At 70.6% G+C, this 17,221-nt stretch carries 22 protein-coding genes; 14 read left to right on the forward strand and 8 right to left on the reverse strand.

Annotated features, from left to right (window positions below; translation table 11 throughout):
- Positions 1-87: 87 nt before the first annotated feature.
- From ABC271_RS05675 to ABC271_RS05685, 3 genes are all read left to right on the forward strand, one after another.
- Entirely contained in the window at positions 88-600 is a 513-nt protein-coding gene (locus ABC271_RS05675; protein WP_412923922.1) for a carboxymuconolactone decarboxylase family protein, read from the forward strand.
- Positions 600-1,307 carry a tyrosine-protein phosphatase gene (locus ABC271_RS05680; protein WP_412923923.1) on the forward strand — a complete coding sequence of 236 codons (708 nt, stop codon included), beginning with the start codon at positions 600-602 and terminating at the stop codon, positions 1,305-1,307. Before ABC271_RS05675 ends, ABC271_RS05680 begins: the two co-directional genes overlap by 1 nt.
- An 81-nt stretch (positions 1,308-1,388) precedes the next feature.
- Positions 1,389-1,853 (forward strand): SIP domain-containing protein, encoded by a 465-nt coding sequence (locus ABC271_RS05685; protein ID WP_412923924.1) that lies wholly within the window; start codon positions 1,389-1,391, stop codon positions 1,851-1,853.
- Between the two features lie 9 nt (positions 1,854-1,862).
- On the opposite strand, the gene ABC271_RS05690 is transcribed toward ABC271_RS05685, so the two are convergent.
- The 4 genes from ABC271_RS05690 to ABC271_RS05705 all read right to left on the reverse strand — a co-directional run bounded on the left by ABC271_RS05690 (position 1,863) and on the right by ABC271_RS05705 (position 6,073).
- Positions 1,863-2,318 carry a Fe-S oxidoreductase gene (locus ABC271_RS05690; RefSeq protein WP_412923925.1) on the reverse strand — a complete coding sequence of 152 codons (456 nt, stop codon included), beginning with the start codon at positions 2,316-2,318 and terminating at the stop codon, positions 1,863-1,865.
- Entirely contained in the window at positions 2,315-3,130 is an 816-nt protein-coding gene (locus tag ABC271_RS05695) for an arginase family protein (RefSeq protein ID WP_412923926.1), read from the reverse strand. The genes ABC271_RS05690 and ABC271_RS05695 overlap by 4 nt, the downstream gene beginning before the upstream one ends.
- A 58-nt stretch (positions 3,131-3,188) precedes the next feature.
- On the reverse strand, positions 3,189-3,941 hold the full coding sequence (locus ABC271_RS05700) for a PspA/IM30 family protein (protein ID WP_412923927.1): 753 nt from the start codon (positions 3,939-3,941) through the stop codon (positions 3,189-3,191).
- Positions 3,942-4,033: 92 nt separating this feature from the next.
- On the reverse strand, positions 4,034-6,073 hold the full coding sequence (locus ABC271_RS05705; protein WP_412923928.1) for a TPM domain-containing protein: 2,040 nt from the start codon (positions 6,071-6,073) through the stop codon (positions 4,034-4,036).
- A gap of 123 nt (positions 6,074-6,196) precedes the next feature.
- On the opposite strand from ABC271_RS05705, the gene ABC271_RS05710 reads away from it, so the two are divergent.
- From ABC271_RS05710 to ABC271_RS05725, 4 genes are all read left to right on the forward strand, one after another.
- A complete protein-coding gene (locus ABC271_RS05710; RefSeq protein ID WP_412923929.1) occupies positions 6,197-7,030 on the forward strand; it encodes a DUF3097 domain-containing protein in 834 nt (277 codons plus the stop codon).
- Between the two features lie 74 nt (positions 7,031-7,104).
- On the forward strand, positions 7,105-7,824 hold the full coding sequence (gene trmB, locus ABC271_RS05715; RefSeq protein ID WP_412923930.1) for a tRNA (guanosine(46)-N7)-methyltransferase TrmB: 720 nt from the start codon (positions 7,105-7,107) through the stop codon (positions 7,822-7,824).
- Positions 7,821-8,693, forward strand: coding sequence for a CPBP family intramembrane glutamic endopeptidase (locus tag ABC271_RS05720; protein ID WP_412923931.1), 873 nt, complete (start codon positions 7,821-7,823; stop codon positions 8,691-8,693). The genes trmB and ABC271_RS05720 overlap by 4 nt, the downstream gene beginning before the upstream one ends.
- Positions 8,694-8,912: 219 nt before the next feature.
- The gene (locus tag ABC271_RS05725; RefSeq protein WP_412923932.1) at positions 8,913-10,238 is read left to right on the forward strand and encodes a glycosyltransferase family protein; all 1,326 of its coding nucleotides are present in this window, start codon (positions 8,913-8,915) and stop codon (positions 10,236-10,238) included.
- 79 nt (positions 10,239-10,317) lie between these two features.
- On the opposite strand, the gene ABC271_RS05730 is transcribed toward ABC271_RS05725, so the two are convergent.
- Positions 10,318-10,593, reverse strand: a complete 276-nt coding sequence (locus ABC271_RS05730; protein WP_412923933.1) for a hypothetical protein — start codon at positions 10,591-10,593, stop codon at positions 10,318-10,320.
- A 111-nt stretch (positions 10,594-10,704) separates the two neighbouring features.
- Between ABC271_RS05730 and ABC271_RS05735 the strand changes: the two genes are divergently transcribed.
- The 3 genes from ABC271_RS05735 to ABC271_RS05745 all read left to right on the forward strand — a co-directional run bounded on the left by ABC271_RS05735 (position 10,705) and on the right by ABC271_RS05745 (position 14,002).
- Positions 10,705-11,886: a sensor histidine kinase gene (locus ABC271_RS05735; protein ID WP_412923934.1), complete on the forward strand. Its 1,182-nt coding sequence runs from the start codon at positions 10,705-10,707 to the stop codon at positions 11,884-11,886.
- A 134-nt stretch (positions 11,887-12,020) separates the two neighbouring features.
- The gene (locus ABC271_RS05740; RefSeq protein ID WP_412923935.1) at positions 12,021-12,524 is read left to right on the forward strand and encodes an SRPBCC family protein; all 504 of its coding nucleotides are present in this window, start codon (positions 12,021-12,023) and stop codon (positions 12,522-12,524) included.
- Complete coding sequence (locus ABC271_RS05745) at positions 12,521-14,002, forward strand: phytoene desaturase family protein (protein WP_412923936.1); 1,482 nt, start codon at positions 12,521-12,523, stop codon at positions 14,000-14,002. Before ABC271_RS05740 ends, ABC271_RS05745 begins: the two co-directional genes overlap by 4 nt.
- Before the next feature lie 22 nt (positions 14,003-14,024).
- Here ABC271_RS05745 and ABC271_RS05750 read toward each other — a convergent pair whose 3' ends face one another.
- From ABC271_RS05750 to ABC271_RS05760, 3 genes are all read right to left on the reverse strand, one after another.
- The gene (locus ABC271_RS05750; RefSeq protein WP_412923937.1) at positions 14,025-14,186 is read right to left on the reverse strand and encodes a hypothetical protein; all 162 of its coding nucleotides are present in this window, start codon (positions 14,184-14,186) and stop codon (positions 14,025-14,027) included.
- Positions 14,187-14,368: 182 nt separating this feature from the next.
- Positions 14,369-14,710, reverse strand: coding sequence for a hypothetical protein (locus tag ABC271_RS05755; protein WP_412923938.1), 342 nt, complete (start codon positions 14,708-14,710; stop codon positions 14,369-14,371).
- A 1-nt stretch (position 14,711) separates the two neighbouring features.
- Positions 14,712-15,080, reverse strand: coding sequence for a DUF7882 family protein (locus ABC271_RS05760; RefSeq protein WP_412923939.1), 369 nt, complete (start codon positions 15,078-15,080; stop codon positions 14,712-14,714).
- 115 nt (positions 15,081-15,195) lie between these two features.
- Here ABC271_RS05760 and ABC271_RS05765 point away from each other — a divergent pair, with 115 nt between their 5' ends.
- From ABC271_RS05765 to ABC271_RS05780, 4 genes are all read left to right on the forward strand, one after another.
- Positions 15,196-15,750 (forward strand): MarR family winged helix-turn-helix transcriptional regulator, encoded by a 555-nt coding sequence (locus ABC271_RS05765; protein ID WP_412923940.1) that lies wholly within the window; start codon positions 15,196-15,198, stop codon positions 15,748-15,750.
- On the forward strand, positions 15,747-15,926 hold the full coding sequence (locus tag ABC271_RS05770) for a hypothetical protein (protein WP_076490945.1): 180 nt from the start codon (positions 15,747-15,749) through the stop codon (positions 15,924-15,926). Before ABC271_RS05765 ends, ABC271_RS05770 begins: the two co-directional genes overlap by 4 nt.
- 74 nt (positions 15,927-16,000) lie before the next feature.
- Entirely contained in the window at positions 16,001-16,354 is a 354-nt protein-coding gene (locus tag ABC271_RS05775; RefSeq protein ID WP_412923941.1) for a hypothetical protein, read from the forward strand.
- Positions 16,355-16,409: 55 nt separating this feature from the next.
- On the forward strand, positions 16,410-17,042 hold the full coding sequence (locus ABC271_RS05780) for a hypothetical protein (protein WP_412923942.1): 633 nt from the start codon (positions 16,410-16,412) through the stop codon (positions 17,040-17,042).
- Positions 17,043-17,221: the final 179 nt, after the last annotated feature.

Genomic DNA, 17,221 nt, shown 5'->3' on the forward strand with positions numbered 1-17,221 from the left:
AGGTCGCCAGCCCGGTGCAACTCCGCGACACCTCGGTCCGCGCCCGGGGTCGGTCCCTGCGCGCGAGCACCGCCGTAGGCTGTGGCCATGGGCGAGGAACGACGCGTGCATCTGTCGAAGAAGGCTCCTGAGGCGTATGCCGCGTTGCGGTCGTTCTCCCAGGCCGTCGGAGGGGTCGCCGACGCGGCCGGGATCGGTGCCCGGCTGCGCGAGATCGTGCAGATCCACGCCTCGCAGCTGAACGGCTGCGCCTACTGCGTCCGAGTCCACGTCGATCGCGCCGTGGCGGCGGGAGTCGATGCGGATGTCATCGCGCAGATCGCGACCTGGCGCGAGTCGGGGGTCTTCGACGAGCGGGAACGCGCCGCCCTCGAGCTCACCGAGTCGTTCACCTTCATCCACGAGGACGGCATCCCCGACGACGTGTACGACCGGGCGGGCGGCATCCTGAGCGAAGCGGAGTACGTGGCGCTCAGCTGGGTGCTCGTGTCGATCAACGCGTTCAATCGCGTCGCGATCGCGGGGCGTTACCCGGTCCCGCCGCGGCCGGCGGCGGCGTCCGAAACCCCCACCGCGCACGACCACGGCGGTACCGCGTAATGTCCCTCGTCTCGGGCGCGACGAACTTCCGCGACGTGGGTGGCCTGCCCGCCGGATCCCGTCGCACCCGGAGCGGGGCGCTGTACCGCTCGGGCAACCTCGTCCACGTCGATGAGGCGGGGCTTCAGACGCTCGCCGACCTCGGGCTGCGTCGCATCATCGACCTCCGCGACGACGACGAGGTCCGCTGGGCGCCGAGTCGCATCGAGGGGCTCGACGTCGAGGTGCAACGGGTCCCGCTGTTCCTGGGGTCCGTCGAGTCGTTCTTCGAGCGCGACGTGAGCCTGGGCGAGCTGTACGCCGAACTCGTCGAGGGCTCGGCCGCCCGCATCGTGGACGCCGTGAGGGGGATCGCGGACGCGCAACCCGTGCTCGTCCACTGCACGGTTGGCAAGGACCGCACCGGCGTCACCGTCGCCATCGCGCTCGCCGCGGTCGGTGTCGACCGCGACGCCGTCGTGGACGATTACGCGCGGACGGAGGGTCTCCTCCCCGCCGCGCGCAATCGTCAGGTGGTGGCCGGCATCCGGGCACTGCACCCCGAGAACCGGCACGCGGAGGAACTCGCGACGCGATCACCCGCACCGGTCATGCGCGCGCTCCTGGAGACCCTGGATGCCGAGTACGGCTCGCCCGCCGCCTTCCTGCGGGCGCACGGCCTGACCGAGGCCGAACTCGAGCGTTTGCGAGCCGCCCTGATCGAGTGATGTCTCGCTCTCGCCCTCGATCGATCCACGGCGGCAACACAGGTTAGGCAACCCTTGGTCGAGGGTATAGTGGATGCCATCATGTCCATCTCCGCCGAGCACAACGCCGCCGCCTGCCGATCGTCGCGTCACACGCGCGTACAGCACCTCATCACGGCCGACGAGACGTCGCTCGCCGAGATGGAGGCGCTGCTGGCGACGCTGCCGATCTGCTCGACCGGCCGCATCTTCGTCGAGGTCCCGGACGCGTCGTGGATCACGACGATCGCCGCCCCGGCCCGCATGACCGTCACGTGGCTCGACCGTTCGCGCCGCGGAGGTGCCCCGGGGACGGGCCGTGTGTGTGCGCCCGGCCAGGCCCTGACCCGCGCGGTGGCCGGATGGGCCGGCGAGATGCTGTGCTGCGACGACGACGCCACGCGGATCTTCCTCACGGGCGGCTACCTGGGCACGGCCGAGATCGTGGACGAGCTCACGTCGCGCCACGGTGTCGACGCGACCGCGATCCACACCCCCGAACGCTTCGGTCTCGCCACCGCTCGCTGACGGCGCGTTTCACGCTCCGCGCGGGACGTAGTTCCCCTCGACGAGACCGGCCTCGATCTCGAAGCGGTTGCGCAACGGGTCGCGACCGGCGAAGAAGTAGAGCAGGGGCATGAGGAAGCCGTAACGCTGCCACTGGCGGGCGTGCACGGCCTCGTGGCGGAGCACGGCGGCGCTGGGCGCCGCGTCACCGGTGAGGAAGCAATCGCCCACGCAGACGCCGCCGCGAGGGAAGGCCCACGCCGGGAGACCCCGGAACACCCACAGGCCGTTCCTCCGTTCGATGCGACCGGTGCTCCACACCGAGCCCCATACCCAGCCGACCGTGCGGCCGTACCAGAAGCCGACCCGGCTGACGGGGGAGTCGAGCAGGACTGCGGGGATGAACCGGTCGATGCGACGACCTCGCGCGACGGCTCGATCGGCACGCTCTCGCCATCCCTCGGGCGGCCGGGGGATGGGGCTCACGCGAGCGCCCCGATGAGGCGGAGAATGGTGCCGAGGTCGTCGACGGCGGCGGCGGGCGAGGCGGGGGAGAACTCCGTGATCGTCGCACCCGCCAGCGGCAGCCGCTCCCGGAGGCGGCGGATCGATGCCGCGACGTCGGTCGCCCGAGCTCCGAACGGCTCGGGGAGGGCGACCCCCGCGATCTCCGCGGGGTCCAGTACGTCGAGGTCGAGGTGCACATAGACCCGCGACGCCCCCGTTGCGGCGACGGCATCGGCGAGGGCTTCCGGCTCCGACAGCTCCGCCGCGGTGATCACGCGGATCCCGTGCTCGTCGACATACCGCTGCTCCTCGGCATCCAATGCGCGAGTACCCGCCAGGACGACGCGGGACGAGGGGATGCCGGGGCTCAGGCGCAGGAGGTCGGTGCCGTCACCGAGGATCGCTCGGAGCACCATGCCGTGGAACGCGCCGCTGGGGGAGGACTCCGGGGTGTTCAGGTCGGCGTGCGCGTCGATCCACACGATCGCGACGTCGTCAGCGGCGACCGCGGACACCGCTCCGAGCGCGACACCGCAGTCCCCGCCGATCGTCACCGCGTGCTCACCCGTCACCCCGGCGACGGCGTCACGGATGCGCTCGCGCATGCGGACGAGCGCGCTCGCGCGGAGCACCCGGGTGCCTTGGGCATCGCCGGCCTCGGAAGGAACCTCCACGGTCGTGGTCGCGGCGCGGGGAAGATCACCGGCGATGGCTTCGGCGCCGTCGATGAGCTGCATCGCGCGCGAGGACGACGAGCCCTGCCACTGCGGGGCGATCACGAAACGCGTCATGGCCTGCCTGTCGGAGAGGAGGAGCGCACCGCCTCGGAGGCGGTGCGCTCCCGGTCGATCAGAGGTCGGGGCTCGGCGCGTCGATGGCGGCGCGCTGCGGGCCGCCGGTCTTCAGCGCGGCCAGGCGCGCCTCGACCTCGGTCAGCTCACCCACGTCTTCGAGCGCATTGAACTGCGCGTCGATGCTCGAGGCGGCCAGTTCCTGCTTGCCGGCCGCGAGGGCCTCTTCGCGGCGGATCTTGTCTTCGAACCGGCCGAGCTCGCTCGTCGGGTCGAGGACATCGATCGACTTCACCGCGTCGTGCACCTTGTTCTGCGCCTCGGCGACCTTGGCGCGCGCCAGCAGCTCGCTGCGCTTGGACCGCAGCTGCTCGAGCTTGGCCTTCATGCCGTTGAGGCCGTCCTTGAGCTTGTCGACGACCTCGGTCTGCGAGGCGATCGTGGGCTCGGCGGACTTCGCCTCGCTCTCCGCGCTGATCTGGCGCTGCAGAGCGATCTTGGCCAGGTTGTCGAACTTGTCGGCTTCGCCGGCGTTACCGGCGGCGCGCAGTTCGTCGCCCTTGCGACTGGCGGCCAGGGCCTTGTTCCCCCACTCGGCGGCCGCCTGGACGTCTTCCTGGTGGTCGCGCTCGAGAAGACGCAGGTTGCCGATGGTCTCGGCGATGGCCGACTCGGCGTCGGCGATGGAGTTGGAGTAGTCGCGGACGAGCTGGTCGAGCATCTTCTGCGGGTCCTCGGCCTGGTCGAGGAGCGCATTGATGTTCGCGCGGACGAGGGTCGAGATGCGACCGAAGATGGACTGCTTGGCCATGCGGGGTTTTCCTTCCTGGGGCGACACTGTCGAGTCTGGTGCCGGTTTCTACGAGTTGTCTGTGACGGCCGTTGCGGGCCGCGGGGCGAGCGTCAGAATCGACCCCCTCCGCGACGTGAACGCGACCCGGCCGACGAGGAACCGCGCGAGCGACCCGAGGAGCCGGACGAGCGTGAGCCGCCCCCGAGGCCGCCCATGCCTCCGAGCATGCCCCCCAGGCCGCCCACTCCGCCACCGCCGAATCCGCCGCGCGAACGCGACCCCCCGAGGATCGCGTTGACGGCGATGCCGCCGAGGATGGCCCCCATCATGTCACCGCCGCCGCCCCCGCCGCGGGTGCCGCCGAAGGCGCCGACGTCGTTCTGCGCGAGGGATGCGGCCTGGGCCGCGAGATCGGCGGAGCGTTGCGCGAACGGGAGGGCGGCGGCCGGGTCGGCGGCGCGCAACTGCTCGGCCTGGACGAGAGCCGCCCCGGCTTCGGCGAGCCGTGTCCGGGCGGTCGGCCCGACGGCGCCGCGGCGAGCGGAGATGAAGTCCTCGGTGGCGGTCACCTGCGCGCGCGCCTGGGCGAGGACGCTGTCGAGTTGCGACTCGGCGCGCCGTCGGCGTTCGGACTCGTCGCGGGCGGCGGTGAGCACCGCGTCGATCGCGGTGTTGGCCTGGTCGAGCGCGGCGAGAGCGCGCAACGGGGCGGTGCGCGGGGGTGTCAACGCGGCGCGTCCGGCATCCAGCTGTGTCCGCGCGGTCGCGATGGCCCCCGCGATGCGGCCGTCGCTGTCAGGCAGAGCCGACGCGGCCGCGAGGTCGCCCTCGACCTCGGCGATGAGGTCGGCTGCCCGCGTCTCGGCAGACGAGAGGTCGGCCGCGAGGGAGCCGATGGCCCTCTCGAGACCCTCGGCCTGGGCGACGGCCGCTTCGCCGGCGCGGATCGCGACCGCGGCCTCTCCGTTCGATCCGGCGGCGACGGCCGCATCGGCGGCGGTGAACTGCTGCGCGGCCAGGTCGAGCCGTGCGCGGGCCTGGGCGGGATTGTCGTTCACGGTGACAACGGCGTCGTCGGCGTACCGCTCCCGGAGCGCCGCCAGATCTCGGTCGGCGCCCTCCAACGCCGAGCGCGCAGCCCCGTGCCTCTCTCGAGCCCTCGCCAGGGCTCCGGGTGCGTCGGATTCGAGGGCGCGGAGCTCATCGAACGCCGCGGCCTTGGCATCCAGCGTCTCATCCGCCGTAGCGCAGAGGCGGAGGATCTCCACGTACCCCGCACGTCTCTGGTCCGCCGTCTCGGGGACGTCGTCGTCGAGCTGCTGCGAGATCGTGAACGCGCGCTCGAGGTCGGCCTTCGCCTGCGCGAGGGCCTCGGAGTAGGGGGACGCCGCCGCGTCACCGAACTGCGCCCGGGCGAAGCCGAGGTCTTGTTCGCTGGTCTTGACGGCGTCGTCCGTCGCGACCAGGGCGGAGCCGGCGCGACGCGCGAGGTCGTCGAGGCTCTCGGTCGGGGGCGCGCCGGTGGCGGTGGCGCTGCGGCGGCGCCGCAGCCACAGCCACACCAGCCCGCCGACGAGCGCCAGGATGAGGAACACCACCAGGGCGATGAGCGAGACGTTGGGACCGCTACCGGCCGGGGTGGGCGGTGGAGCGGGCTGGGCCTCGCGCGCGGCGGCGGTGATCCCGGTCGCGGCGGCATCCGCCGCGCCGGCGTAGTCACCCGCCGCGAGGGCGGGCTGGACCCGTTCCTGCTCGATCGCGGCGAGCTGATCCGCCGTCAGGGCCCCGTCATCGACGTCGCCGGAAAGGTAATAGGCGCGGCCATCGACCGAGACCGCCAAGAGGTACTGATGAGGACCGAGGTTGTTGCGGTTGGCGGCCTCGTTCGCCCAATCCGCGGCGCTCACCGGTTCGGTGAAGTCGTCGACGAACACCACCCACATATCGAGCCCGGTCTGATCCGATAGGCGCAGCAGCCGCGTCTGCACCTCGGCTTCTTGCGCGTTGGTGAGCACGTCGGCCTGATCGAGGACGTAGCTCGACCCGAGCGAGGGTGGTGGGACGGCCCACGCGGGAACGCCGAGACCGAGGACGGACACCGCCGCGACCACGAAACCCGCCATGATCGTCGCCGCCTTCGGCTTTCGCATGCATTCCCCTTCGGCGCTGAGGACCCCACTCTATAAAGGGCCGTGGACACCGGGGAAGGTTCGGCGCGTCCGCCCTCAGCGCACGCGCGCGCCGCATAGGCTCGTGCGTTCGGAGGGAGCCCCATGGACGATCGCTACGGAACGGATGTACTCGCCCGCGGATGGCGCGAGGCGGGCCGCAAGAAGGCGGCTCAGGTCGCGGCATCCGCCGATCTCGTGGTCGAGGTCGCCGGTGACGGGTTCTGCGGAGCGGTGACCCGCATCGACGGCATGCACGTGGAGCTCGAGGACAGGCTCGGCAAGCGCCGCCTGTTCCCGCTCGGCGGAGGGTTCCTCGTCGACGGCGAACCGGTGGTGCTCGTGGCACCGTCGGCAGCCCCGAAGGGGCGCACACGGACGGCCTCCGGGTCGTTCGCCGCTCCCGAACAGCGAGCCCGGACGGCACGGGCCAGCCGCATCCTCGTCGAGGGCAAGCACGACGCCGAACTGGTCGAGAAGGTATGGGGCGCTGACCTGCGGGCCGAGGGCGTGGTCGTCGAATTCCTCGAGGGCGTCGACCTCCTCGGACAGACACTGGATGCCGAACCCCCCACCGCCGAGCGCCGGTACGGCGTTCTCGTCGACCACCTCGTGCCGAACTCCAAGGAATCCCGCATCGCCGACACGATCGCCCGGGGACGCCACGGCGCGTACGTGCGCATCGTCGGGCACCCCTTCGTCGACGTCTGGCAATGCGTCACGCCGCGGGCCCTCGGCATCGCGGCATGGCCCGAGGTGCCGCGCGGCATCGAGTGGAAGGTGGGGGTGTGCCGCGCCCTGGGGTGGCCCGCGGAGGAGCAGGCCGACCTCGCCCGGGCCTGGCAGCACATCCTGTCGCGCGTGACGACCTTCCGCGACCTCGAGCCGGCGCTGCTCGGCCGCGTCGAGGAGCTCATCGACTTCGTCACGGTCCCGTGAGCGGCCGGAAACCGCGCGAGCAGTCGCGCGACGATCAGGGGGAGCCCGGCGACGGCTCGCCTACCCTGGATGCCATGGAGACCCCCGTCTATCGCGATCGCCCGGTGTCGTTCGTCCGGCGCAGCGGCCGCATGTCGGAGGCGCAGGACCGTGCGTGGGCGGAGCTGTCGCCGTTCTACCTGCTGTGGGTGGAGCGGGATTCCGCGGCCACGAGCGTCCGCCCGGGATCCGCCATCGACCCAGCCGAGGTCTGGGGCCGCCGGGCGCCCCTGATCGTGGAGATCGGATCCGGCCAGGGACACCAGATCGTCTCGGCCGCGGGCGCGCGGCCGGACGCCGACTTCCTCGCCGTCGAGGTCTTCGCCGCGGGACTGGCCCGCACGATGCTCGACGCCGAGCGAGAGGGTCTTCGCAACCTGCGTCTCGTCGAGGCCAACGCACCCGAGGTCCTGGAGCACATGCTTCCCGCGGCATCCGTCGACGAGCTGTGGGTGTTCTTCCCCGACCCCTGGCACAAGAACAAGCACACCAAGCGCCGCCTGGTGGCTCCCGAGTTCGCCCGGATCGCCGCACAGGCTCTCGTCCCCGGCGGCACCCTGCGCCTCGCGACCGACTGGCAGGACTACGCCGACCAGATGCGCGGCGTCCTGGACGACGCCCCAGAATTCGAGCGAGCCTTCGCGGGGGAGTGGGCCGAGCGTTTCGACGGTCGGGTCCTGACCGCCTTCGAGCGCAAGGGGCTCCGTGTCGGCCGAGACATCCGCGATCTGACGTACACCCGGCTCGCGCCATGACCGCCCACGCCGCCGCACCCGAGCACGTCCGCCGTACCTGGACGCCCGCGCTCGTGCCGGCGGCGTTGGTATGCCTGGCCGCTCCGGTGCTGTTCGTCGTCCAGGTCGTGTGGCTCGGGTGGATCGTGCTGGCGCTCGCCGTGGCATCCGCGATCCTCGTCGACCGTCGCGGCGGCATCGCGATCCGGCCGGCCCGGGATGCCGAGCCCGTGCCGAGCATCGCGCGCGACGTGTTCCTCATCGCGCTCGGTCAGTGCCTCGTGAGCCTCATCCCGCTGAAGGCCGAGCTGGACGATGCGGCCTTCGTGCGCTTCACGCTAGGGCTCGGGGGCGCCGTCGTCCTTCCCTACGTGATCTCTCGCTTCGTCTTCCGAGATCGGGCGATCCGCTTCCCCTGGCGGGGAGGCGGTCGATGGGCGTGGTGGCAGTGGGTGTGGCTGCTCGGGGTCATCGTGCTCGGCTGGCTGATCCTGCCGTTCTACTTCGTCACGTCGGGCGTGTACATGAACTGGCCGGTCGTCGACACGCCGGAGCTGATCGGTCGACTGTTCGTCGGCGTGGGTGCCGTCGGCATCTGGGACGAGTTGTTCTTCGTCTGCACCGTGTTCGTCCTACTGCGGCGGCACCTCCCCGACGTGACGGCGAACGTGCTGCAGGCGATCGTGTTCGTATCGTTCCTGTGGGAGCTCGGCTATCAGGCCTGGGGGCCAGTGCTGACGATCCCGTTCGCTCTCATCCAGGGGTTCCTGTTCCTGCGCACCCGCTCTCTGGGGTACATCGTGACGGTGCACCTGCTCTTCGACGCCGTCGTCTTCGGTGTCCTCGTTCACGCCCACAATCCCGGGGCCGTGTCCTTCTTCCTCGTCTGACGGCGGCCGCCGACGAACGCGATTCGCCGACGTCGCTCCCCGGCCCGAGATGCCGGTGCGCGCCGTCCGGCCGGGGTCGGCGACGCCACTGACCAGGCGATTTCCTGAATGTCAACCGGGAAGACGGGGTGGGGGCATCCGGTACGATCTGCCCTAATGCACTTGTCCGGGCCGGACACCGTCGTCAGCAGCCCACTTCCTCCCCGTGAAAGGTTCCGAGTGAGCGCACCGCCGAGCGAGCTGGTCCCTACGGTACGACCGGCCCCCACCGACGATCGCCTTGCGCCGCTGCGCGACCGCGGGCGACGCCTGCTCGACTCCCGCGCCGGTCGGGCTCTTCGCCAGTACGGCGAAGACGTCCTGCGTGCGCCGCAGGGCATCGAGCCGATCGAGCGCGGCTCGTTCACGCGTGTTCTGCTGCTGTGGGGCATCGCCCGCGTGGTGAACTTCGGCCTTCTGTGGGGTTTCTACTCCATCGCGAAGTCCGCCCGTTGGGGGTTCGGCCCCGACAGCGAACGCCTCGGCACGTTCTTCGACTACCTCACCGGATGGGACGCCGACCGCTACGGTCAGATCGCTGCGCAGGGGTACCCCATGTCGCTGCCGATGAACGTGTCCGGCGACATCCTGCCGAACAACTGGGCGTTCCTCCCGGTCTTCCCCTTCCTCGTGCGGACGCTCTCGGGCGCCACGGGGCTCGGCTGGCAGCCGGTCGCGGTCCTGATCAGCCTCGCCGCGAGCCTCGGTGCGACCTGGGTGCTGTTCCGCCTCCTCCGCTCGGTCACGAAGCCGCGGGCGGCCTGGTGGTCGGTCGTGTTCTTCTCGTTCGGCCCGATGTCCTTCCTCTTCGCGCTCGGCTACAGCGAAGGCCTGTTCATGCTGCTGATGTTCAGCGGCATGCTGCTGGCTCTCCAGCGCAAATACCTCTGGATCCTCCCGATCGGGCTCATCGCGGCCTACACGCGTCCCGGTGTGCTCGCGCTCGGTCTGGCCCTCGGCATCGTCTTCCTCGTGCGTTTCTTCCGTCGGCGCGTCGACCCGTTCCCCGTGCGCGAGTGGGCTTCGCTCATGGCCACGGGACTCACGATCGCGGTCGCCGGCCTGTCGTGGAATCACATCGCGCAGTACATCACCGGTACGCACAACGCCTACATCCGCACCGAGCTCGGGTGGTGGCTCGACTACGTCGGCAACGACGAATTCACGCCGTTCACACCGTGGTTCCGTCAGGCCGGGACGCACCTGGGCGTCGTCGGCATCATCCTGGTGATCGCGCTCCTCGTCGCCTTCGCGGCGCTGCTGTGGTCGCGTCCGGTACGGCGGCTGGGCCTCATCGTCGTCGCCTACGCCTTCAGCTACGGCACCTACATCTTCGCGGTCTTCCTTCCGCAGCAGAGCACGTTCCGTCTGCTCATGCCCATGGCTCCGCTGACGGCCGACGATCGCTGGTCGTCGACGCCCCGGCGACGCACCGCCATCCTGGTCGGCTGCATCGTCCTGCAGGCCGTCGCGATCCTGTTGCTCTGGACGCGCGGGAACCCGTAAGCCGCACGGCGGTCCGAGTTTCCGGAACCACGAAGGGGCGAGCACGCGTGTGCCCGCCCCTTCGTTATTCTCCGTCCGGTCAGTCCGGGCTTCCGCCCGGGTCGACGGCGTTGACGGTGTCCGCTTCCACGGCGTTGTCCGCCTCCGGTTCCGCGGTCCCGGTCGGTTGATCGACCTCGCCGGCCCCCGAAGGGTCGGTCGCGGGCTCGGGCGGAAGGGGGACCGTGGGCTCGTCCGGGCTCGGCGCCAGGGGCTCGGCGGGGGCCGCGGGGGAAGGATCGCTCGGAACCGTGGGAGTACCCGGCGTTCCCGGGGCGGTGGGCGGGTCGAGGGGTTCGGGGGTGGGGAGGGTCATGTCTCCAGCGTCGACGGTTGTGTGCCGTCCCGCGAGGGCCTACCGATCGACGGCGCCAGGGTGTAATCGTGCGGCTAGGCTCGGGCGGGGACAGATTCGCGAGGGAGTGCCGTGTCCACAGCTCACGAGGTCACGCGCCGCGAAGCCATCGACCAGTACCGCATCGTCGGGGCCCTGCCCGAGCCCGATCTGCAGGGGCTGGTGGAGCTCGCGGCGACCGTGTGCGGCGTCACGACCGCCGTCATCAACATCATCGACGACCGCGCCCAACATCAGGTCGCGGCGGTGGGCGTTCAAGCGGCGTCCTGCTCCATCGAGGATTCGATGTGCGCCGCGGTGCTCGTCGACCCGCGCCGGGTCGTGGTGCCGGACGCGCGGGAGGATCCGCGGTTCCGCGACAACGCCTTCGTGACGGGCGCGATCGCGGCCGTCCGCTTCTATGCGTCGAGCCCCCTCATCACCCCCTCCGGGGTGGCGATCGGAACGCTGTGCGTCTTCGACGAGGAGGTCGGCGAACTCTCGGATGCCAGCGCCCGCGCCCTCGATCTGCTCGCGCACCAGGTGATCGACGTGCTCGAACTTCGTCGACTGTCCCGTGATCTGGCGGAGTCGAACTCGCAGCTCGAGCAGTTCGCCACACAGGTCAGCCACGACCTCCGGAACCCCCTGACCGCGTTGTCGGGCTTCCTCGAGCTCGCCGCCGACAGCCCCGAGATGGTCGGTGCTCCGCGGGCCGCGCGCTCGCTGGCCCGAGCCGAGTCGGCGGCGGCACGGATGACGTCGATGGTGACCGACCTCCTCGACTTCGCGCGCATGGGCGGTGCTCGACCGCACTTCACTCAGGTGGACGTGGGGGAGGTCGTCGACGAAGTGCTCGAAGACCTCGACGGGGCTGTCGTGGGTGTCGGAGCGGAGGTCGTCGTGGATGCCTCGGTATTGATCCGCGCCGACGACACGCTGCTGCGTGTGCTGTTGCAGAATCTCATCGCCAACGCCGTGAAGTTCACCTCGGCGGCGGGGCGGACACCGCACGTGTTCGTCACGGTGCAGGCGATGCCCGACGGGTGGCGCATCCTGGTGGACGACAACGGCGAGGCGGTCGATCCGATGCTGCGTGACCGCATGTTCGAGCCGATGCAGCGCGGTCACGACGCCGAGGTACAGGGTCTCGGCATCGGGCTCGCGACGTGTCGGCGCATCGCTCAAGCACATGGCGGCCACATCGGGCTGGACCGATCGCCCGCCGGGGGGACCCGTGCCTGGGTCGTCCTCCCGGCCGACGTGGCGGCGTGATCGTCTAACGGTCGCGGTGCGCGCGCGCAACCACCGTGACCCGCTGGCGCGGGGGCCCGTAACGTGGCAGGCATCCGGTCGGGAGTCCGGGCTCATCGCCGTTCTCCGCGTCCGGCGACACGAAGGTTGCCCCCATGGCTCGGAACGTCCGCCTGCTGCACTGTCCGCCCGATGCGGTGTTCCGCGTGCTGGCGAACGGGTGGCTCTATCCCCTGTGGGTCGTGGGCGCGTCGCGCATGCGGGACGTGGCCGAGAACTGGCCGCAGGAGGGCTCGGAATTGCATCATTCGTTCGGATCCTGGCCGGCTGTCATCAATGACACCACCGTGATGCGCGTGTGGGATCCTCCGTACCGCGCGGTCATGGAACCGCACGGGGGTCCGATCGGTATCGCCCGCGTCTCCATCGATGTCAAGGCGCGGGGCGACCAGTGCGTGGTCCGTCTCCAGGAGGAGCCCGTGACCGGGCCGACGAAGCTCCTCCCCGATGCGGTTTTCGACGCGATCACGCGGTGGCGCAACGCCGAGACGCTGCACCGTCTGGCGTACCTCGCCGAGGGTGGAGCCCCGGGAACGACCGGGGGTGCTTCCGCGATCGGCCAGGCGTCGACCGCGGAGAAGGAGCCGATCCAGCGATGAGCGAGAGCTACGACGCGATCGTCGTGGGGTCGGGCCCCAACGGCCTCGCCGCCGCCGTCACCCTCGCCCGTGCCGGGTTGTCCGTCGCCCTGTACGAGCGCCATACCTCACTCGGCGGCGCGGCTTCGACCGCGGAGATCACCCTCCCGGGATTCCGTCACGACCTGGGGTCGGCCGTGCATCCGCTCGCGCTGGAGTCGTGGTTCTTCCGGGAGTTCGGTCTGGACAAACGCGTGCCCTTCGTGGTGCCGGAGGTCTCGTTCGCCCATCCGCTGGATGGCGCACGTGCGGGTCTGGCCTACCGCGACCTCGACCGTACGGCGGAGGCGCTCGGCCGCGACGGGGCGGCGTACGCGCGGATCCTCCGGCCCCTCGTTTCCCACCTGCGTGGAGTCGCCGACTTCACCGGCAACGCCCTGCTCCGCGTACCGGGCGACCCGCTCGCGGCGTTCTTGTTCGGCATCCGATCGCTGGAACAAGGCGGTCCGTGGTGGAACGCGAGGTTCCGTGACGAGGTCGCTCCCTCGATGCTCACGGGGGTGTCGGCGCACTCAATCCTCGCGCAGCCGAGCCTCGCGGCCGGGGGCGCGGGCCTCGTTCTCGCCACCTACGCGCACGGGCGGGGGTGGCCGATCCCCGTCGGCGGCAGCCAGTCGATCGCCGACGCCATGGTCGCCGATCTGAGGGCCCACGGAGGAGTCGTGCACACGGGAGTCGACATCGCCGACCTCCGTCAGCTTCCGGCCGCCCGCGCGGTGTTGTTGGACATCACCCCTCGCGCTCTCGTCGGATTGGTGGGAGATCGGATGCCCGCTCCCTACCGGCACGCGCTCGAGCGCTTCCGCTACGGCGGTGGGGTGGCGAAGATCGACTTCGCGCTCTCGGACCCGGTGCCCTGGGCCGATCCGGACGTGTCGCGGTCGGGAACCGTGCACGTGGGCGGGACGCGGGCGGAGATCGCCGCCGCCGAGAACGCCGTGGTGCGCGGGGAACTGCCGGACGCACCGTACGTGCTGGTGTCGCAGCCGACGTTGTTCGACACGACCCGGGCGCCCGCGGGACGCCACGTACTGTGGGCGTACACCCACGTTCCCGCCGGGAGTCCTGCCGACCGCGAGGAGGCGGTGGTGGCGCAGATCGAACGGTTCGCGCCCGGGTTCCGCGACACGATCCTGGCCACGTCGTCGCGCACGTCCGTGGACATCGCCGCGTGGAATCCGAACTTCCCGGGCGGGGACATCTCGGCGGGTGCACCGTCGCTGACGCAGCTGATCAGCCGACCCGTTCCGCGCCCCGATCCGTGGCGCACGCCGGTGCCGGGGATCTACCTGTGCTCCTCATCGACGAGCCCCGGCCCGGGTGTGCACGGTCTCGCGGGCTGGCAGGCGGCGTTGAGCGCGCTGCGGCACGAGTTCGGCACACGTCTGCGACCGGGGCTCGCCCCGCGGGACGACCAGGTCGTGACGACGGCCCGGTGATCGTGACATCCGACGTCGTGGATCAGCCGATCTCGCCCGAGGGCGAGCTGTTGGTGTCCGAAGCCTCGTCGGCGTCCTGCTGAGCGGCGGCGCCCTCCTCAGGGGACTCCGAACCCGCGCCGTTCGATTCGGGGTCGGGGGCCGCGTCGCCGTCGGGGCTGCCGGATCCGGTCTGCTCGCTCATGGGAGTTCCCTTCGTGGTGCGCCGACGATCGGCGGCGCGAGCGACGGTGCCACACGTCCTCCCCGCTGTCCAGGGGCTGGCGTATCAGAGTGGATGAACGCCGTAACGCTCCGTGAACTCGACCCGCGCGGCATCCTCGATGTCATCGGCCTCGTCGCGGAGGTCGATGACCGGGATCGCGTTCACAGGTAGGGCGCGAGCGCGCCGGCGGTGAGGGCGAACGCGAGGGCGGCGCTTCCGGCGGCCGTGGCCAGGGCGATCGTGGCGCGTTCGGTCCGCCCGCGGCGGGCGAGATTGACCGGATCGCCGGTGGACCGCAGCGATGCCTTGGCCGCCTCGAGAGTGTCGTAACGCCCGACCGGGACGCCGTGCGCGTCGCGGGCGACGAACCCGCCTTTCACGCTGTCGACGCAGCCGTAGTACTCGCCGCCGCGGTGAGCGACCCAGAATCCCGAGTCCACCTTCGCCCACATGACGCGGGCACCCGAGAGAGGCGGGAGGGAGTTCGTGCTGTGCGCGGGCATGTCAGGCAGCCGATCGGAGAGTCGCGCGGCGGGCCGCGGGGGCGGGGGTGCGCGCGGGCACCGAGGCTTCCGGGATCACCGCGTCCAGGGCGACGACGAGACCGGCGGAGGAATTGGCCATGTCGGCCATCTCCTTCAGGGTCTGTGCATTGAGCTGCTCAGGCTCGGCGCTGTCGAAGACGAAGCGCAGAGCAATGGCGGGCTGCAGCCAGAGGGTGGAACGACCGGGGGTGCCGTCGACGTGCGTCCAGCTCAGTGTGAAGCTCTCGTTGCGGCGGAGCTTGGTCGCGACCACCACTTTCAGGTGGGCGAGCAGGCGGTCCGGAATGCGCATCGGCTCCGGCGTCGTGCCGTAATAGAGGTGACCCATGAGGAACTCCCTTCGCTGGCTTAGCTGTATGAAGAACATACTCGGTTAGTAACTAGTTTGTCGAACTATTTGTTTCGATGTATGATTTCGAAATCGACAGCAAGGGGCGAACACCATGACGGATACGCGCGCGGTGTCGCAGAGCCTTTCTCCCGGCGGAGGCCGCGACTCGGGCACCTATTGGTACGGCGACGAGCCCGCCGATCGGCGTGTGCGCAGCAAGGCGGTGCTCGAGGCGCTCCGCGTCTACCGAGCGGCTGAACTCGCCATGCGCCGTCGCACGCGCGAGTCGATGTCGATGGGTGAGAACGAACTACTCGTCCTCCGATTCCTCCTCCGCGAACCCGGTCGTCAGGTGCGACCGGGGGAGCTGACCCGCTATCTCGGACTCTCCACGGCCTCGACCACGGCGATCCTGGATCGTCTCGAGCGGTCCGGACACATCACTCGGGTGGCGAACCCGGACGATCGCCGAAGCATCTTCGTGCAGGCGACCGACCGCGCACACGCCGAAGTCCGCCAGACGCTGGGCAACATGCACGACCGGATGCTCGCCGCTGTGATCGACATGTCCGTCGAGGAGTCCCAGATCGTCGTCAACTTCCTCCACCGGATGAGCGATGCTGTCGACGGCGTCGCGGTCGACGCCGGATCGCACGCGTCACCGTGATCTACGTGCTCGTCGGCGGCCCGCGCGACGGACAGCACGTGGATGACCTTCCGCGGGGATACCGCCTCAGCCTCGACGAACCGGCTCCCGAGCGGTTCGCCGAATTCGACACCGTGCGTGCCGTCTGGTTCGAACTGGATGCCGCGATGTTCCGCTCCGCGCAGCGGCGCGACTGACGCGCCCGTATCTCACGGGCCGAGGCCGTGCAACCCGGTCCTCCCCGCACACGTCCCGCCGCACGCTAGAACCCATGAGATGCGTGACGTATGCCGGAGAAACCGTGATCACGACCGATGACGTCGCCGCGTCGCTCATCGAGTTGACCGCCGCCGTCGCGAAAGAGGGTCAGGCTGAGGCCGTCAGCATCCCGATCGTGACGGAGGACAAGAAGGTCGGGCAGGCGGAGCTCGTCATCGGCGTCGGAAACGACGTGCTGTCGGCTCCGGTGGACTGGTCGGGCGAGGAGCCGGACTTCGCGGCGTGGTCGGAGGACCTGCGCAATCATCGGCTCTTCCCACGCTCGGCCCTCCGCATCGTCGAGCCCGAGCCCGACGGCGACGATGAGCCGGTCGATTGGGACTTCGACCAGCCGACGCAGGCCTGACGCCCTCCCGACACGCCCCCTGAGCGCTTCAGACGCTCCCCCTTAGGGTGGAGTGATGGGCAGGCGGAGCGTGACGTGGCGGGTGGGCGGAATCCTCCTCGGCGTCTGCGGCCTCCTCGGCCTCGCTGGTGCGCGGATCATCGGGGCATCGGTCGTGCAGCAGATCCTCATCGACGTGCTGTGGGCCCTCGGCATCCTGGTCTTCGCGATCGGCTTCAGCCGTGCGGGGAGCGTCGTCGCCCGCCGACCACTGGGAGTCTCTGCCCTCGTCGTGCTGGCGCTCGCGCCGCTGACGGTGAATCTCTCTTACGCCCTCGCCCCGGTGCAGGTGATCTCGGCGCAACCTTCGACCGCGTGGACCGCGTTCGCCGTCAGCCTGACCGCGTCGGCCGTCTCGGTCGCCGCCGGGGCGGTCGCGGCGACACAAATCGCCCGCCTGGGTGCCGTCCCCGCGCGCTGGCGCTGGGCACCCATGTGGGCGCTCGGCATCAGCGTGGGCTGCGCCGTCCTGGTGCAGGGAGTGTGGGTTGCGCTTGGCGCCGCCGGCGCTGACCAGGGCGTCCTGGTCGCGGCGGGTGCCATCGGCTGGCTCGGCATGCTCGCTCCCACCCTCGGACTCGGCGTCGTCGCGCTCATCGCGGCCGCGACCGACCGCCCCGACAGCGTCGAGGTGTTCCGCTCCTCCTGACGCCCGTCGATGAGCCCCCGCCGGTCAGCGGGGGCGGATACACCCCGGGGTGGATGACGACCGGCCGGCGTCGAAGAGACGATGAGTCGTCGGATCGTTTCTCGCGATCGATGCTCACCCGATCGGAGCCCCATGCCACCGACCGTCGTCCCTTCGCCCCCACACGTCGTCGAGGCCTC

The sequence above is a fragment of the Microbacterium canaveralium genome, assembly GCF_047238045.1.
GTDB lineage: Bacteria > Actinomycetota > Actinomycetes > Actinomycetales > Microbacteriaceae > Microbacterium.

Excerpts from the sequence above, each read along its gene's own strand:
- ABC271_RS05780 (WP_412923942.1), top strand. The coding sequence starts at position 16,410 with ATGGGCAGGCGGAGCGTGACGTGGCGGGTGGGCGGAATCCTCCTCGGC.
- ABC271_RS05730 (WP_412923933.1), bottom strand. The coding sequence starts at position 10,593 with ATGACCCTCCCCACCCCCGAACCCCTCGACCCGCCCACCGCCCCGGGA.
- ABC271_RS05760 (WP_412923939.1), bottom strand. The coding sequence starts at position 15,080 with ATGGGTCACCTCTATTACGGCACGACGCCGGAGCCGATGCGCATTCCG.
- ABC271_RS05705 (WP_412923928.1), bottom strand. The coding sequence starts at position 6,073 with ATGCGAAAGCCGAAGGCGGCGACGATCATGGCGGGTTTCGTGGTCGCG.
- ABC271_RS05695 (WP_412923926.1), bottom strand. The coding sequence starts at position 3,130 with ATGACGCGTTTCGTGATCGCCCCGCAGTGGCAGGGCTCGTCGTCCTCG.
- ABC271_RS05745 (WP_412923936.1), top strand. The coding sequence starts at position 12,521 with ATGAGCGAGAGCTACGACGCGATCGTCGTGGGGTCGGGCCCCAACGGC.
- ABC271_RS05680 (WP_412923923.1), top strand. The coding sequence starts at position 600 with ATGTCCCTCGTCTCGGGCGCGACGAACTTCCGCGACGTGGGTGGCCTG.
- ABC271_RS05740 (WP_412923935.1), top strand. The coding sequence starts at position 12,021 with ATGGCTCGGAACGTCCGCCTGCTGCACTGTCCGCCCGATGCGGTGTTC.
- ABC271_RS05775 (WP_412923941.1), top strand. The coding sequence starts at position 16,001 with ATGAGATGCGTGACGTATGCCGGAGAAACCGTGATCACGACCGATGAC.
- ABC271_RS05700 (WP_412923927.1), bottom strand. The coding sequence starts at position 3,941 with ATGGCCAAGCAGTCCATCTTCGGTCGCATCTCGACCCTCGTCCGCGCG.
- ABC271_RS05675 (WP_412923922.1), top strand. The coding sequence starts at position 88 with ATGGGCGAGGAACGACGCGTGCATCTGTCGAAGAAGGCTCCTGAGGCG.
- ABC271_RS05685 (WP_412923924.1), top strand. The coding sequence starts at position 1,389 with ATGTCCATCTCCGCCGAGCACAACGCCGCCGCCTGCCGATCGTCGCGT.
- ABC271_RS05755 (WP_412923938.1), bottom strand. The coding sequence starts at position 14,710 with ATGCCCGCGCACAGCACGAACTCCCTCCCGCCTCTCTCGGGTGCCCGC.
- trmB (WP_412923930.1), top strand. The coding sequence starts at position 7,105 with ATGGAGACCCCCGTCTATCGCGATCGCCCGGTGTCGTTCGTCCGGCGC.
- ABC271_RS05765 (WP_412923940.1), top strand. The coding sequence starts at position 15,196 with ATGACGGATACGCGCGCGGTGTCGCAGAGCCTTTCTCCCGGCGGAGGC.
- ABC271_RS05750 (WP_412923937.1), bottom strand. The coding sequence starts at position 14,186 with ATGAGCGAGCAGACCGGATCCGGCAGCCCCGACGGCGACGCGGCCCCC.
- ABC271_RS05720 (WP_412923931.1), top strand. The coding sequence starts at position 7,821 with ATGACCGCCCACGCCGCCGCACCCGAGCACGTCCGCCGTACCTGGACG.
- ABC271_RS05710 (WP_412923929.1), top strand. The coding sequence starts at position 6,197 with ATGGACGATCGCTACGGAACGGATGTACTCGCCCGCGGATGGCGCGAG.